The following is a 15,819-nucleotide window of genomic DNA, read 5'->3' on the forward strand; positions in this document are numbered from 1 at the left end:
CCGATGCAAGGAGGAATGCCGCCAATGCACGGAATGGGTCAGATACCGATGCAAGGAGGAATGCCGCCAATGCACGGAATGGGTCAGATGCCGATGCAGGGAGGAATGCCGTCAATGCACGGAGGAATGGGTCAAATGCCGATGCATGATTGCGGATGCCGCGATTTCTCAGCACCAGTTGGTCATCAGCAGCCTCATTCTTTAAATGAGTGGATGTTCATGCAGCAAACAAATCCACGTTCTTTTTAATAAACCCTTTACCCTAGATAAAAGGGATGTATTTTTGAATCTTTAGTATAAATATAGAATTTTATTAATTGAAACGTCATGAGAAAAAGAATAGTTCTTACTCTTTTTCCATGACATTCAATTTTTTGAAAATATTAATCACATCTTTTGGGTGTTTTCTTACATAAGAGAGTTTGGTAGAGTTTTTTAAGTATAAATACAGGGAAAAGAAGGCAAAAGCTCTATATTAAAGGGGAAAGGGTGTTTTTAGAATGATATTAGAAGTCACAGCTGCAACCTTACATGATGCTAAAGTTGCCCAGGAACATGGTGCCGATCGTATAAGCCTTGTAACTGGAATCGGTGAAGGCGGCTTAACCCCAAGCTACGGTTTGATGAAAAAAGTGAAAGAAACGATACATATCCCAATATTTGTGATGATTCGTCCACATAATCAATCTTTTCAATATGATGAAGATGATTTGCAAACAATGATTGAAGATATTCGCTATGCGAGAGAAATTGGCATTGATGGAATTGAAATTGGCTGTTTAACAGAAGACAAAAATATTGATGAGCAAGCTTTAAAGCGACTGCTGGATGCGGCAGGAGAAATGAATGTAACGTTCCACTTAGCATTTGATGAAATCAGTGATCAAGAAAAGGCGCTTGAAACGCTTTTAAGCTATAAGCAAATTCAGCGTGTCATGACTTCAGGAGCGGATAAAAGTGCACTAAACGGTATTCCTCATATTAAAAAACTGTTAAGAAGAATGAAAGATAAAGATATTATTTTAATCGGGACAAAAGGGCTGAAACCTGAAAATCTTCAAGCGTTCTTATCCGTTACTCCCGTGAAAGAAATTCGTATTGGTTCAGGAGTTCGAGTGAATTGTCAATATACGAAACCGCTTGACCCAAGGAGTGTAAAAGCTGCAAAAGAGACGATGAATAAACAAAAGTAACAGAAGTGCTACAAGAAATTGTAGCACTTTTTTATTTGCAAATAAAAAAGGACTTATGACATAGTTTTCCCTAATTGGAAAACATCACAAACTCTATCAAACCCTTGATACGTATGAGAATGCTATATTTTTAAACGTCTGGAGTGGAATAGGAATAATTTCATATTTTCAGAATAATCATTGACAGTGATAATCATTATCATTTATTGTTGTAATTGTTAATGAAAATCATTATCAATTGAATAAACAGGAGGATATGATATGTCAACGTCAACGAAACAACTTACATCAAATGAAATGCTGCTTGCTATGCAAAATGAACGAGAATCTAATGCAAGATCTTATCCGAGACGCCTTCCTATTGCGATTAAGCAAGCAAAGGGCGCCGTGATCACGGATATGGATGGAAAAGAGTATATTGATTGTTTAGCCGGAGCCGGCACGCTTGCTCTAGGTCATAACCATCCCGTAGTTCATGAAGCAATTCAAGACGTTTTAGCAAAATCTATTCCTTTACATACATTAGATTTAACAACGCCTGTAAAAGAAGCTTTTGTTGATGAAGTATTCGCTAGTTTACCAGAAAACTTTGCAAATAAAGCGAAAATCCAGTTTTGCGGTCCAACTGGAGGAGACGCAATTGAAGCGGCTTTGAAGCTTGTAAAAACAGCAACAGGCAACCGAACGATTTTGTCTTTTCAAGGGGGATATCACGGCTCCACGCACGGAACGTTAAGCATCAGCGGTACAACGAGTCCCAAAAAGCACATTCATGCGCTAGTACCTGATACACATTTTTTACCTTATCCATATGAATACCGCTGCCCGTTTGGCGTAGGTTGTGAAGGTCACACGTACATTAGTACATATATTGAAAATATGCTGGATGACCCGGAAAGCGGAATTGTGACTCCAGCGGGTGTTGTGGTAGAAATTGTACAAGGAGAAGGAGGCTCTGTTCCAGCGCCGATTCCATGGTTAAAAGAGCTTCGCAGAATTACAAAAGAACGAAATATTCCGCTTATTGTCGATGAAGTTCAAACTGGAATCGGGCGAACAGGAAAGCTTTATGCATTCGAGCACGCTGATATTGAACCGGATGTATTAGTACTATCTAAAGCGATTGGAGGAAGCTTGCCTTTATCCGTTGTTCTATATGATAAAAAGCTTGATCAATGGGAAGCAGGTGCACATATCGGCACATTTAGAGGAAATCAGCTTGCGATGGCTACAGGACGAGCTACTCTGCAATTTATAAAACAAGAAAACTTACCTGCACATGCTCATGAGTTGGGAGCCTATATTCAAAGTCAGCTAAGACATATTCAAAAGCAAGTATTGTCGATTGGCGATGTACGCGGAAGAGGTTTGATGCTGGGCATTGAAATCATAGACGCAACAAAGCCGGCTAATAAAATCGGCAGTCATCCTGCAAACGGTGAGCTAGCTAAGCTGATTCAAAGAGAATGTTTTGACAGAGGCGTCATTTTAGAAGTCGGTGGAAGGCATGGTGCTGTTATTCGTTTGCTTCCTCCATTAATTTTAACGAAACAACAAACGGATGAAATATTGACGAGATTTGAAGAAGCGGTAAAAGCAGCAGAAGAGAAGTGGGTGAATAAATAGAATGGCGCCGTTTGAAAAGTGGTTTTTATCATCATCAAAAGAAAGCCTCGAGAATTATGAAGCGATGATAGGCGGAATGACTGAGATGATTAAACGTCACTACTATCAATTAAAAATTCCCTACACTCACATTGATGTTAACGAGTTATCAAACTTAGTCAATCGGTCCGTCTATTTTAACGAGCATGAACAGCCGCTAGAAGATCTCTTTGATGACGTAAAAGCCTTAGTGATGAATCATTCGCTTCATATTTCGCATCCCGGGGCAATGGCGCACTTGCATTGTCCTCCGATTATACCGGCCCTTGCTGCGGAAGTGATGATTTCTGCTTTGAATCAATCTATGGACTCGTGGGATCAAAGTCCGGCAGCTACTTATATAGAAGATCGAGTGATTGATGAGTTAACAAAACAAATTGGTTATCCAAGCTCTTCGTCGGGTGTTTTTACAAGCGGAGGTACGCAGTCGAATTATATGGGACTTCTGCTTGCTCTTAATGAATATTGTCATTCTGTATTTTCAATTGATGTCAGTGAAGAAGGCTTGCCGTTCCAAGCTAAAAAACTGCGGATTTTATGCTCCGAAAAAGCCCACTTTACGGTGCAGCAATCTGCAGCTCAGCTTGGACTGGGCATGAATGCGGTGGTGAGTGTAAAGTGCAATGAGAAGCACGAGATGGATATAGAAAATTTAAAAGAAGCAATACGGGAAGTCAAAGCACAGGGAAACCTTCCTTTTGCTGTTGTAGCAACGGCAGGTACGACGGATTTTGGAAGCGTAGACCCTCTTTTTGAAATAAGTGAGCTAGCTAAAAAAGAAGGGCTTTGGCTTCATGCTGACGCCGCTTATGGAGGAGCGCTGCTATTTTCACATAAATATCGTGAACGCTTAAAAGCTCTTGAACGAGCAGATTCTATTACGATGGATTTTCATAAGTGGTTTTATCAGCCAGTAAGCTGCGGGGCATTTTTGCTGAAGAATTCAGCTATGTTCAAACACATTCAGCTTCATGCAGATTATTTAAATCCTGAAGAAGATGAGCATGTACATTTGGTAGATCGCAGTATTCAAACGACCAAACGATTTGACGCCTTGAAGCTATGGCTGACTTTCCGTGCAGTAGGTACAAATGAGTATGGAAAAATGGTTGATCATACGATTGAAACGGCTAAGCAGACAGCTGAACATTTACGAAAGCAGAGGAATATTACGGTGTTAAATGATCCTTATATGAACGCGGTTGTATTTCGCTATGTGCCAGATACTTTATATAGTGATTGTCAAAAACAGCAGCACTATGAAAATAAGTTAAATCAGCGTATCCAGCAGCATTTATATGAAAAAGGCACTTTTATCATGGCAAAAACAAAGCATAAAGAGCAAGCTTATTTAAAGCTAACGATGTTAAATCCTATGATTACAGTTGATTCTGTTGCCACTCAGTTAGAGGAAGTCGTGGCTTTAGGAAAAGAGTTGGAGAAAAAGGAGGAGCGATTACGTGAACGCTCAGTTATCGGCTAATTTTATTACGATGCAAAATATTATTAATTGCTATATTCGAGAAACAGGTAAGGGAGCATGGCAGTCCGTTTCAGAAATAAAAAGCGAAGAAACGCTCGTTCTTAGGCTAGAAAAACAGCCGGTAACTCTTTACTTTCCAGTAAAGTACCGCTCAGCTACCGGACGTCACTTGTTCTTTCCGGTCTTTTATTACCGCATTCAGAAAGAGGAGCTCAAGGAGTTAGATGTCGTCACTCTTTTAGCCTTTCTTTTAAAAGAAGTAACAGATCATTTACTACAGGTGAATGAGCTAATTGTACGTGTGCTATTAAGCTACGAAAATATGAAATTGTTCATTGAAAAAAGACAGAAAGAGTTAGAAACGTGCTATAAATGGGACAAAACGTTCTTAGAATCTGAGCAGTCATTGCTTATTGGGCATCAGCTTCATCCAACACCTAAAAGCCGTCAAGGGATATTGCCTGAAGAAGAAGAGGTATTTGGGCCTGAAGTGAACGGCAAATTTCAGCTTCATTATTTTAAAGCACATGCATCTCTCGTTGCAGAACAGTCCGCCGGGAGCCAAACTGCTGCACATCTTATTAAAGAGCAGCTCAAAAAAGATAAGGCGGTTTCTGAAGAATTCATACAGTCTCATTGCCAAGCGGACGGTTATTCACTTATACCTATGCATCCGCTGCAAGCTCGTTATCTTTTAGGAAAAGAAGAAGTGTGTGACTGGATTCAAAAAGGCAGGCTTGCTTATCTAGGGCCACACGGTCAGCCGTTTTACCCGACTTCATCTGTTCGAACCGTATACAGTGAAGATGCAGATGTGATGTACAAATTTTCTATTCCGGTGAAGATTACTAATTCACTGAGAGTGAATAAACGCAAAGAATTAAGCAGAGGGGTAGAAGTTAGCCGTTTGTTGCAAAAAGGATTACAGGCGGAGCTTCAAGAAAATTACCCGGATTTTCAAGTAATTGAAGACCCTGCTTACATCACGCTTGGAGAAAAGGAGCTTGGATTTGAAGTCATGATTCGAAGCAATCCTTTTCAAGGCAAGCAAGGGGATCGTACCACACTTCTAGCCAGTTTGTGTCAAGATCACGTGTTTGGAGAGGCTTCTCAAATTGATAATATTATTAACCATATTGCTGCAAATGAAAATAGCACGACTGAAGACGTAAGCAAACGCTGGTTTAAACGTTATTTAGATGTCTCTTTTCATCCTATGATGTGGCTTTACACTCAAAAAGGAATTGCACTGGAAGCTCATCAGCAAAATTCCGTTATTAAATTTGATAAAAACGGATATCCATCGGTGTTTTACTACCGCGACAACCAAGGCTATTACTTTATGAAATCAAAGGAACAAGAGCTTCGCAAGCTGCTTCCTTCCTTAAATGTAGAAAGCGATACGGTATGTGATGACACTGTAGCAGAAGAAAGATTTCGTTATTACGTATTTTTTAATCATATTTTAGGATTAGTTAACGCTTTTGGTGCAGCTGGCCTCGTTCAAGAGTCAGATCTGCTATTGATTTTGCGACAAGAGATCGAGATGTACAAAGAAAAAGATCATACAGGGCTTGTTTCATCAATGTTAGAAGAGAAAGTGCTTCCTTGCAAAGCCAATTTCTTAACGCGCGTTCATGATATGGATGAGCTGGTAGGCTCTCTTGAAACACAGTCTGTTTATGTAAATGTCGAGAATCCATTGTACGAATCTGCAGGTGTACGTGTATGAAATCAGCCTTACAAACGCAGTATCCATTTATGATTCAGCAAAAGGAGCAGAGCATTACCTTTCGCTCTGTTTCTTTTGCAAAAGATTTCGAACGGCTGTACAAGTGGATGCATGAACCGCATGTTATTCCGTATTGGAATTTAAATATTTCAAAACAGGCGTACGAGCAGCATTTAAAAACATTTTTAGCAGATTCCCATCAAAAGCTGCTAATTGGAGAAATTGACGGTGTACCTATGAGCTACTGGGAATCTTATACGGTTGAAGGCGATATTATCAGTAACTATTATCCTTATGAAAAAGGGGATCAAGGAATTCATTTATTGATTGGAGAACCTGCTTTTTTAGGAAAAGGCTATATTTATCCGCTCCTTCTTAGTTTGCTAAAGCACAAGTTTAACGTAGCAGACACTGCTAAAGTAATAGCGGAGCCAGATATACGAAATGAAAAAATGATTTCAGTATTTAAAAAATGCGGCTTTCAATTTATAAAAGAAGTGTCGCTGCCTGATAAAACAGGTGTACTGCTGAAATGTGAAAGAGAAGAATTTGAAAGAAGGTGGAGCGAATGGAACAACGGGACATTTTGGACGTAATTGGAGTAGGAGTTGGTCCATTTAATTTAGGATTAGCAGCTTTAATTGATAAAACAGATTGTACATATAAATGTTTTGATCAAAAGAATGAGTTTAATTGGCATCCAGGAATGCTTTTGGAAGGAACAACTCTTCAAGTGCCGTTTATGGCAGATGTGGTCACGATGGTGGATCCGAAGAATCCATACACCTTCTTGAATTATTTGCACGAGCATGAGCGCTTGTATCAGTTTTATTTTTTTGAGAAGTTTCATATTCCGAGAAATGAATACAATCACTATTGCCGCTGGGTAGCGAGCCAGCTGAGTGGGCTTGAGTTTAGCAGCACAGTAAAAGAAGTGAAAATGCATGAAGATGCTAAACCTTACTACGAAGTAACGGTTGAAAAAGAAGGGAGACTTCATACCTTTTACAGCTATCATCTTGTTACTGGAGTAGGTACTCAGCCTGTGGTGCCAAGAGACTTTCAAACAGTGGCAAGCGATACGTTTTATCACTCCGCTCATTATAAAATGAAGCGTCAGCAAACGCTGCAGGCTAAAAGTATAACCGTAATTGGCTCTGGTCAAAGCGCAGCTGAAATTGTCTATGATTTACTTCAACAGCAGCCTGAATTTGATTACAAGCTGAATTGGTATACGCGCTCAAAAGGATTTTATCCGATGGAATATTCAAAGCTTGGCCTTGAACATTTTTCACCTGATTATACCCGCTATTTTTACAGATTGCCCGAAGAGAAAAAAGAGAGCGTTTTACGAAATCAAGCGCTTCTCTATAAAGGAATAAGCTTTGAAACAATCGGGAATATTTATGATTTGATTTACGAACGAACAATTGGCGGAAAAGAAGTGCCGCTAACGATGCGCGCGCTTACGGAACTTACAGACGTTGAAAAGACAAACGATACACATCTTCTGACTCTTCACCAATACGAGCAGGACTCATTTGAAAAAGAAGAAAGTGAAATTGTCATTATGGCTACGGGCTATTATGCAAAAGAGCCTGCTTTTATGGAAGATTTAAAAGAACATTTGCAGTTTGATGAAAAAGGACAGCTGAAAATTAGCGAATTCTATCAAGTTGAGATGAAGAAAAAAGGCGCTCCGCTATTTGTTCAAAACGGAGAGCTTCATACACACGGGGTTGGAGCACCAGACTTAGGTTTAGGCGCTTATCGCAATGCTGTTTTGATTAACCAAATTGCAGGCAAAAGCGTGTACAAAATATCTAAAAATACTGTTTTCCAAAAGTTTGGATTTTAAGAAATGATTTCTGCGCGTTTTGTTTTTATCTGCTTGTTTATGACGATGACGTCAGAAGTATTATTATCACCATTTTATCCACAGTATTTTACACATGCATTTCATGTAGATGGAGTGATGATGACGTCTTTTTTCATTATTTGCTGCCGGATTGTGGTCATTGTCATGACACCTTTATGGGGAATGCTGTTTAAGAAATGGAACGTAAAATATGTAGTTGTAACGTCACTTCTAATGACGGCCTTAATTAAAGTCATTTTGAGCGAGGTTTCTACTTTTTATGGATTTTTAGCTACTTCCCTAGTGCTGCTTGTATTTCAAAGCAGTTTATATCTTTTATACCCATATTTAGTAGGAGGCATGAAAAAAGGACGGAAAAAGGCAAGTGCTGCAACAACCTATGTATTTATTGTTCATACGGCTATTATTGTCGCTAGCTTGTTTGGAAGTACGGTTATTGCATGGGAAATGCCGCTTAAAGTATATCAATACTTTGCTTTAGCTGATATGGTACTGGCCGTATGGCTCTTAACAGGAAAAGCATCAACTTTAAAAACAGAGAAAACACCGTCCATTCAAAGCATAAACGAGCCAATCTTCTTTTATTTGCTGGCTATTTTCTTTTTTCACCTTGGACACAATGTCATTCGTCCTTATTTTACATTGTTTACACATGAAACATATGGCATGAGTAGTCAAGGCAGCGCTTTGTTATACGCGATGCCGAGCATTATGGCGATTGTCTTAAAGCTTACGGTACCTATTAAACTATTGAACGGCAAAGTTATACCGCTTTTTTATAGTATAACGGGTGCTAGTGTTTTGCTGCTGTGTTTGCAAGCATATGCTGATCATCTCAGCGTGTTTATTATCAGCCGAATTTTATATGGAGCCGGGTTTTATCTCAGCATGGTTATACTGGATATCTATTTATTTCGAAAAAGTAAAGAAGAGGCTGCTTACCATTACAGCTGGCTTATTGCTATTCAAAATATCGCCCTGCTAATTGCACCGATTTTAGCATTAGAAATCAGCAAACTGGATTTAGCATTTCCTTTAGTAACGGGAGCGGTGGCTCTGCTAGCCGCTAGCGCTGTGATGCCGCTGCGAAATAAAACAATTCCTATTCTAAGACAAGTAAAGGAGAATGAAGGATGAAAATCAAAGAAACGAATCTTTCCGTATTTAATAAGCAATCATGGGAGAAAGCAAATCGGCAGCTTTTAGCTAAAATGCTGCAGGAATTCATGTATGAACATATTATTGAGCCGAAACAACTGCAAAAACAGGGTGCGATTGCTACGTATCAATGGGAAGATCACCGAGGCGTTACGTATACATATCAAGCGAAACAGCGAATGTTTGATAGTTTTTCAGTACTGCCAGAAAGTATTGAGCTAGCATCTAAAACGTTAACGCCCACATTTTCCGAAGCCCTGCAGCTGTTAATTAGCTTATCTGAAGACAAAGGAATGTCTAGCTCAACTGCAGGTCACTTAGCAAAAGAATATTTTCATACATTAGTAGCAGATTTGCATTTGCAAAATCGTAAATCAGCGGATGAATTAGCAGATATGGATTATGCAGAGCTAGAAGGTGAAATGACGGGACATCCTTGGATTACATACAACAAAGGGCGCATTGGATTTGGCTATGATGATTATCTGCGGTTTGCACCTGAGCAAAAACAAAAAATTCAGCTTTCATGGATTGCTGTTGCGAAGCAAATTGCTTCGTTTCATTCATTAGATACCCTCGGTTTTGATGATGTCATGAAGCAGGAGCTAAGCGGTGAGACGCTAGCTGAATTTGAAAAAGAATTAACAAGCCAAGACCTTTTAGCAGCGGACTATTACTATATTCCGGTCCATGAATGGCAGTGGATGAACGTGATTGTTCCTTTATTCGCTGAATACATTGCAAATGATTTAATTGTTCCTTTAGGGGAAGGAAAGGATCAATACTTGCCTCAGCAGTCGATTCGTACATTTGTGAATGCAACAAATCGAGACAAGTATCACGTAAAGCTTCCAATGAGTATATTAAATACGCTTGTGTACAGAGGCCTTCCAAGTGAGCGGACGGTCATTGCTCCTCAAGTCACTCAGCACATAAAAGGTATACGAGATCGCGATGCGTTTTTAAAAGATACGTGCAAAGTAGGGCTTTTAGGTGAAGTGGCTACGTTAAACGTAACTCAGCCGACGTTTGCTTCTATTAGAAACGCGCCTTATCAGTATTTAGAAATGCTTGGAGTCGTTTGGCGTGAAAGTATTTATCAAGAGTTAGAAGAAGGAGAGCATGCGATTACGCTAGCTGCGCTGTTACATGTTGACGGTGAAGGGAAAGCTTTTGTTTCATCATATATTGAAAAGTCAGGATTAACTCCTAAAGAGTGGATTGATGAGTTAACCAGCGCTGTCCTGCCGCCGCTTCTTCATTACTTATATCAATACGGTACCGTATTTTCCCCGCACGGACAAAATACAGTACTGGTTCTTAAAAACAACAAGCCGGTTCGAATTATTATGAAAGATTTTGTAGACGACGTGAATATTAGCGATCAGCCCTTTGAAGAGATTCAGCAGCTATCTTTTGAATTAAAAGAAGTGCTGCGCAGCGAAGAGCCGGAAGGACTGACGCAATTTATTTTAACAGGGCTATTTGTTTGTCACTTCCGCTATTTAGCGACTATTTTAGAAGAGCATGAAGGCGTAGAAGAAGCGGACTTTTGGAAAAGTGTACGAGCAGAAATTTTACATTATCAAGCATCATTTCCACATTTGAAAAAACGATTTGAACTGTTTGATTTATTACGCCCAACCATTACGAAATTAACGTTAAATCGAAATCGAATGTTTGATTACGGATACGAAGATGACGGAGATCGCCCTCACGCAAGCGAATATGGTACGGTGAGAAATGCCTTGCATGAAGTTAGTGAAAAAGCTGTGCAATAATAAGGAAAAGCTGCTGGTGTTGTGCTAGCCGCTTTTTTATGTTTGATTCAAAAGCAGCAAGAGAAGAGGATGAGCTACAGTACTTTAGGAAACACTCATTTTAGGTATGTATAGAATATAAAGGTGAGTAAATGAACGATTTAATTGGAGTAGATTTCAGAACAACAGGCACACAAGCTGAAGCAAACGTTTCGGTTTTCTTTTGTCACAGCTTTATTTCAATGTCGCATCGCTGCAAGGATAATGGTACAATTGTCTGTATATTTAAAAAAAGAGAGGGAATTACATGAAATCGCATATTCAAAAACATTTAACTTCATATAAAGAGAAATATAAAAATCGTGGTCGCCTGCTAATTAGTTGTCCGGATCAGCCTGGCATTGTAGCGGCTGTTTCTACGTTTTTACATGAGCACGGTGCAAATATTGTAGAATCAAGTCAACATTCAACGAACCATGAAGGCGGCATGTTTTTTATCCGTTTCGAATTTGAATGTGAGGATTTATTAGCTAAAGAAGTAAAACTAGAAGAAAGCTTCAAAAAGATTGCCAATACATTTTCAATGAACTGGCAGTTTACATATGCTCATAATTTGAAAAAAACAGCTATTTTTGTCTCAAAAGAGCCTCATTGTCTGCTAGAGCTGCTGTGGGCTTGGGAAAGCGGAGACTTGATGACAGACATCGCGGTCGTTGTAAGCAATCACGAAGATGCACGCGAAGTAGTTGAATCGTTTGGCATTCCGTTTAAGCATATACCAGCGACAAAAGACATACGTCAAGAAGCAGAAGCAAAGCAGCTTCAAGTATTAAAAGATTATGATATTGACGTAATTATCTTGGCGCGTTATATGCAAATTTTAACGCCGACTTTTGTGGCTGAAAACCCATATCGCATCATTAATATTCATCATTCATTCTTACCGGCATTCATTGGAGCACGTCCATATGAACGCGCATATCAACGAGGCGTAAAATTAATTGGGGCCACGTCTCATTATGTAACGGACGACTTGGATGAAGGACCAATTATTGAACAAGATATTGAACGCGTGAACCACCGTGATGATGCGGATGACTTAAAGAAAAAAGGACGCTTAATTGAACGTACGGTGCTTGCACGCGCTGTGAAATGGCACTTAGAAGACCGCATTTTAGTTCATGAAAACCGCACAATTGTATTTAATTAACAAATACTAAGCTGTTAAAGAAGTAGTTTAGCCGAAGAAAGATCCGAACGATGAATCGAGATTCTTGTGAGAGAATGAAATTCGTTCGGATTTTTTTATGGTCATAGTAAAAGTAGGCTTCATCTGTTTAGTTGCTTCTAGCGCTTTCACGGAGATCAACCGCGGTCTCATAAGCAATTTATACTCGATTATTTAATTGATTTCGTTATGTCTCAGTCTCGTTTTTTCTGAGCGAATCGCTTATCTAAATGATAAAGAACTTTTCTGTATGAGCTGAGATTTAGTTGTTTACTTAGCCTGTGAACACTTATACAATAGAAAAGGACTTTTTAATAAAGGAAGTGTCGGAAGTGAAACAATATCTTGAACTTTGCGAGCATGTGTTAGCAAATGGAACAAAAAAAGAAGATCGGACAGGAACAGGTACAATTAGCACATTTGGCTATCAAATGCGTTTTAATTTACAAGAAGGTTTCCCGGTATTAACGACAAAAAAACTTCATTTGAAATCAATTATTCATGAACTGCTTTGGTTTTTACAAGGAGATACAAACGTTAAGTATTTACAGGATAACGGCGTGCGCATTTGGAATGAATGGGCGGATGAAAACGGCGAGCTTGGTCCTGTGTATGGTCATCAGTGGCGTTCATGGCCAACGCCGGACGGAGAAAAAATTGATCAAATTACAAATGTTATTAATCAAATCAAAAACAATCCTGATTCCCGCCGCTTAATGGTAAGCGCCTGGAATGTATCTGATGTAGACAATATGGCTTTGCCGCCTTGTCACTGCTTATTTCAGTTTTATGTAGCGGACGGCAAATTGTCTTGTCAATTGTATCAGCGCTCAGCTGATATTTTCCTAGGCGTACCGTTTAATATTGCTTCATATGCGCTGCTGACAATGATGGTGGCACAAGTGTGTGATTTAGAGCCAGGTGATTTTGTTCATACGTTTGGTGATGCGCATATTTACAGCAATCACATCGAACAAGTAAACCTGCAGTTAACGCGTGAGCCTCATGCATTACCAAAAATGAAAATCAATCCAGATGTAAAGTCTATCTTTGACTTTAAATTTGAAGACTTTGAATTAGTGGACTATAATGCGCATCCTCATATCAAGGGAGCTGTAAGCGTATGATTTCTCTGATTGTCGCAATGGATCAAAACGGGCTTATCGGCAAAGATAATGATTTGCCATGGCGCCTTCCGGAAGATTTGAAGTATTTCAAGAGCGTCACAACGGGTCATACGGTCGTGATGGGAAGAAAAACATTTGAATCAATTGGACGACCGCTTCCTAATCGTGAAAATGTGGTTCTTACACGTCAAAAAGATTATCAGCAAGAAGGAGCAACCGTTATTCATTCAGTTGAGGAACTAGAAGCATTAGATGCTCAAAAAGAAGACGAGCTGTTTGTGATAGGTGGAGCTACTCTATATGAGCAAACGTTAGACGTTGCAAACCGACTTTATATTACGCATATTGAAGAATCCTTTGAAGGAGATACACATTTTCCTGCGGTTAACCTAAGCGAATGGAAAGTTGTTTCAAAAACACAAGGAATTCAAAATGAAAAAAATCCCTACACGTATTATTTTACCGTATACGACCGAAGCTAATTTCTCTTATTAATAAAAAAACGCGAGTCTGGGACAAAAATATTTCAGTTGAAGAAAGATCCGAACGATGAATCGTTCGGATCTTTTCTTTGTGACGGTGAACCTAGGTTTACTGTATGTAGTTGCTTTTAGCGGTTGATTGGAGGGCAAGGAGAAGTCTTGCACGGAAATCGACAGCGGTGTAAAAAGGGATTCATATTAGACGTCTTTAGATGAGATGGATTTCGTTATGTCTCAATCTCTTTTTATATGGATTTTAACTGCTTCATCATTTCGTGAAAAGCGGCGGTGCTAACAAACTGTTCAGCGCTCCAGTTTGCTTCAATCCACTGAATCAGCTCGCTTGGTGTATTAAAAACTTCTCCGCTTGTATCTGCTTTGCGAAGCATATATCTACCGTTTTCCTCATCTGCAACTACTTCGCACGGAACGGCACTTTCATGACTTTGAAGTGAAAACTCCATTTATTCCACAACCTTTCTTAATTTATACTTGTTATCGCATCAGCTGCATGTAGAAAGTATGGGCAATTTTGTAAGTCTATTTAGCGTTTGCTAAACATATGTAAAGTATGTGGACAGTAAAATAGTTGGAAAAGTTTTTTTAGTCATTATTAATGAAAAATAATGATTTTTCTAAATTTTATGTGATATAATGTACAAATTAATAATGGTAGAAGAGGAAGGAAGTTGGTTATGAAACAACAAGTAGATAATCGAACAAAACACGTACATTTAGAGGACATCATGATTGCAAATCAATTGATTAAAGATGTTGTTGTGCATACACCACTACAGCGTAATGACGTTTTGTCTGAACGATATGAATGTAATATCTATTTAAAACGTGAGGATTTACAGGTGGTGCGCTCATTTAAAATCCGCGGCGCGTACAATCGAATCAAAAAGTTATCCCCAGAAGAATTAGAAAATGGAATTGCCTGTGCAAGTGCAGGAAATCACGCACAAGGTGTAGCCTATGCGTGCCGTCATTTAAATATCGATGGTAAAATCTTTATGCCGAGCACAACGCCGCGCCAAAAAATTAATCAAGTAAAATTTCTGGGCAAAGATAACGTAAAGGTCGTACTAATCGGAGATACGTTTGATGATTCTTATGAACAAGCTATTGCATGCAGTGAAGAGGAACATCGAACATTTATTCACCCATTTAATGATGTAGACGTTATTGCAGGACAGGGTACAGTAGCCGTTGAAATGTTCAATGACTGTGAAGATGAAATTGACTACGTATTTGCGGGTATCGGCGGGGGCGGATTAATTTCCGGTGTCGGCACATACGTAAAAAGCATCTCGCCTCAAACAGCTGTGATTGGGGTAGAACCAGCAGGCGCGCCTGGCATGCAAACATCTTTAGCAAATGGAAATGTAGTGACGCTACCGGCAATCGATCCATTTGTAGACGGAGCGGCTGTTAAAACAGTTGGAACGCTTCCGTATGACATCAGTAAAGAGCTTGTGGACGATATTGTAGTTGTTCCTGAAGGCAAGGTTTGCACAACCATTTTATCTCTATACAATGAAAATGCGATTGTAGCAGAACCAGCAGGAGCTCTTTCGATTGCTGCTCTTGACTCATACCGTGAGCAAATTAAAGGAAAAACGGTTGTTTGCGTCATCAGCGGAGGCAACAATGACATTGGACGTATGCAAGAAATCAAAGAACGTTCGATGATTTATGAAGGGTTACAGCATTATTTTATCGTTAATTTCCCTCAGCGCGCAGGAGCTCTTCGTGAATTTTTAGATGAAGTGCTTGGACCGACAGACGATATTTCGCGCTTTGAGTATACGAAAAAGAATAACAAAGACAGCGGGCCGGCACTTGTGGGAATCGAGCTTAAGCATAAAGAAGATTATTATCCACTGATTAATCGTATGGATAAAAAAGGATTTCCCTACACAGAAATTAATAAAGAAAGCAACTTGTTTCACTTATTTATTTAAATAGAAGGTCGTTTTAAAAAGGAATGCTTCATCAACTGTCGAATAAGTTGATGAAGCATTTTTATTTTAAAAAATATTTGTTTTTTCTTTTTATTTTATCAAGACAGAAAGTGCCTCAAGCATTATAATAAAATAAACGGGTAAA

General features: G+C 39.2%; 14 protein-coding genes and 1 pseudogene. 14 read left to right on the forward strand and 1 reads right to left on the reverse strand.

Annotated elements, in window-relative coordinates:
- The 13 genes and pseudogenes from SB717_RS17040 to SB717_RS17100 all read left to right on the forward strand — a co-directional run.
- Positions 1-249: pseudogene (locus SB717_RS17040) on the forward strand (hypothetical protein); the annotation flags it as partial.
- Positions 250-500: 251 nt separating this feature from the next.
- A complete protein-coding gene (locus SB717_RS17045; RefSeq protein WP_410904278.1) occupies positions 501-1,193 on the forward strand; it encodes a copper homeostasis protein CutC in 693 nt (230 codons plus the stop codon).
- Positions 1,194-1,454: 261 nt separating this feature from the next.
- A complete protein-coding gene (locus tag SB717_RS17050) occupies positions 1,455-2,819 on the forward strand; it encodes an aspartate aminotransferase family protein (protein ID WP_410904280.1) in 1,365 nt (454 codons plus the stop codon).
- A 1-nt stretch (position 2,820) separates the two neighbouring features.
- Complete coding sequence (locus SB717_RS17055; protein WP_410904281.1) at positions 2,821-4,341, forward strand: pyridoxal phosphate-dependent decarboxylase family protein; 1,521 nt, start codon at positions 2,821-2,823, stop codon at positions 4,339-4,341.
- Positions 4,319-6,073 (forward strand): IucA/IucC family protein, encoded by a 1,755-nt coding sequence (locus SB717_RS17060; RefSeq protein ID WP_410904283.1) that lies wholly within the window; start codon positions 4,319-4,321, stop codon positions 6,071-6,073. Before SB717_RS17055 ends, SB717_RS17060 begins: the two co-directional genes overlap by 23 nt.
- Positions 6,070-6,669 (forward strand): GNAT family N-acetyltransferase, encoded by a 600-nt coding sequence (locus tag SB717_RS17065; RefSeq protein ID WP_074677147.1) that lies wholly within the window; start codon positions 6,070-6,072, stop codon positions 6,667-6,669. Before SB717_RS17060 ends, SB717_RS17065 begins: the two co-directional genes overlap by 4 nt.
- The gene (locus SB717_RS17070; protein ID WP_410904285.1) at positions 6,642-7,931 is read left to right on the forward strand and encodes a lysine N(6)-hydroxylase/L-ornithine N(5)-oxygenase family protein; all 1,290 of its coding nucleotides are present in this window, start codon (positions 6,642-6,644) and stop codon (positions 7,929-7,931) included. Before SB717_RS17065 ends, SB717_RS17070 begins: the two co-directional genes overlap by 28 nt.
- A gap of 3 nt (positions 7,932-7,934) precedes the next feature.
- A complete protein-coding gene (locus tag SB717_RS17075; protein WP_074677143.1) occupies positions 7,935-9,089 on the forward strand; it encodes an MFS transporter in 1,155 nt (384 codons plus the stop codon).
- Positions 9,086-10,891, forward strand: coding sequence for an IucA/IucC family protein (locus SB717_RS17080; protein ID WP_410904287.1), 1,806 nt, complete (start codon positions 9,086-9,088; stop codon positions 10,889-10,891). The genes SB717_RS17075 and SB717_RS17080 overlap by 4 nt, the downstream gene beginning before the upstream one ends.
- 131 nt (positions 10,892-11,022) lie before the next feature.
- On the forward strand, positions 11,023-11,181 hold the full coding sequence (locus tag SB717_RS17085) for a hypothetical protein (RefSeq protein WP_182005749.1): 159 nt from the start codon (positions 11,023-11,025) through the stop codon (positions 11,179-11,181).
- Positions 11,178-12,080 (forward strand): formyltetrahydrofolate deformylase, encoded by a 903-nt coding sequence (purU, locus tag SB717_RS17090; protein WP_098622426.1) that lies wholly within the window; start codon positions 11,178-11,180, stop codon positions 12,078-12,080. The genes SB717_RS17085 and purU overlap by 4 nt, the downstream gene beginning before the upstream one ends.
- A 350-nt stretch (positions 12,081-12,430) precedes the next feature.
- Complete coding sequence (locus tag SB717_RS17095; RefSeq protein WP_013058746.1) at positions 12,431-13,225, forward strand: thymidylate synthase; 795 nt, start codon at positions 12,431-12,433, stop codon at positions 13,223-13,225.
- Entirely contained in the window at positions 13,222-13,707 is a 486-nt protein-coding gene (locus SB717_RS17100) for a dihydrofolate reductase (RefSeq protein ID WP_074677135.1), read from the forward strand. The genes SB717_RS17095 and SB717_RS17100 overlap by 4 nt, the downstream gene beginning before the upstream one ends.
- A 245-nt stretch (positions 13,708-13,952) precedes the next feature.
- On the opposite strand, the gene SB717_RS17105 is transcribed toward SB717_RS17100, so the two are convergent.
- Positions 13,953-14,171, reverse strand: a complete 219-nt coding sequence (locus SB717_RS17105; RefSeq protein WP_074677133.1) for a hypothetical protein — start codon at positions 14,169-14,171, stop codon at positions 13,953-13,955.
- Positions 14,172-14,402: 231 nt separating this feature from the next.
- On the opposite strand from SB717_RS17105, the gene ilvA reads away from it, so the two are divergent.
- Positions 14,403-15,674 carry a threonine ammonia-lyase IlvA gene (ilvA, locus tag SB717_RS17110; RefSeq protein ID WP_013084697.1) on the forward strand — a complete coding sequence of 424 codons (1,272 nt, stop codon included), beginning with the start codon at positions 14,403-14,405 and terminating at the stop codon, positions 15,672-15,674.
- Positions 15,675-15,819 lie beyond the last annotated feature (145 nt).

This window comes from Priestia sp. SIMBA_032 (genome assembly GCF_046535215.1).
GTDB classification, from domain to species: Bacteria; Bacillota; Bacilli; order Bacillales; family Bacillaceae_H; genus Priestia; species Priestia aryabhattai.

What these genes read in the sequence shown, in the direction of transcription:
- SB717_RS17045 (WP_410904278.1), top strand. Translation starts at nt 501, where the DNA reads ATGATATTAGAAGTCACAGCTGCAACCTTACATGATGCTAAAGTTGCC.
- SB717_RS17050 (WP_410904280.1), top strand. Translation starts at nt 1,455, where the DNA reads ATGTCAACGTCAACGAAACAACTTACATCAAATGAAATGCTGCTTGCT.
- ilvA (WP_013084697.1), top strand. Translation starts at nt 14,403, where the DNA reads ATGAAACAACAAGTAGATAATCGAACAAAACACGTACATTTAGAGGAC.
- SB717_RS17080 (WP_410904287.1), top strand. Translation starts at nt 9,086, where the DNA reads ATGAAAATCAAAGAAACGAATCTTTCCGTATTTAATAAGCAATCATGG.
- SB717_RS17100 (WP_074677135.1), top strand. Translation starts at nt 13,222, where the DNA reads ATGATTTCTCTGATTGTCGCAATGGATCAAAACGGGCTTATCGGCAAA.
- SB717_RS17105 (WP_074677133.1), bottom strand. Translation starts at nt 14,171, where the DNA reads ATGGAGTTTTCACTTCAAAGTCATGAAAGTGCCGTTCCGTGCGAAGTA.
- SB717_RS17075 (WP_074677143.1), top strand. Translation starts at nt 7,935, where the DNA reads ATGATTTCTGCGCGTTTTGTTTTTATCTGCTTGTTTATGACGATGACG.
- SB717_RS17085 (WP_182005749.1), top strand. Translation starts at nt 11,023, where the DNA reads ATGAACGATTTAATTGGAGTAGATTTCAGAACAACAGGCACACAAGCT.
- SB717_RS17055 (WP_410904281.1), top strand. Translation starts at nt 2,821, where the DNA reads ATGGCGCCGTTTGAAAAGTGGTTTTTATCATCATCAAAAGAAAGCCTC.
- SB717_RS17065 (WP_074677147.1), top strand. Translation starts at nt 6,070, where the DNA reads ATGAAATCAGCCTTACAAACGCAGTATCCATTTATGATTCAGCAAAAG.
- SB717_RS17070 (WP_410904285.1), top strand. Translation starts at nt 6,642, where the DNA reads ATGGAACAACGGGACATTTTGGACGTAATTGGAGTAGGAGTTGGTCCA.
- purU (WP_098622426.1), top strand. Translation starts at nt 11,178, where the DNA reads ATGAAATCGCATATTCAAAAACATTTAACTTCATATAAAGAGAAATAT.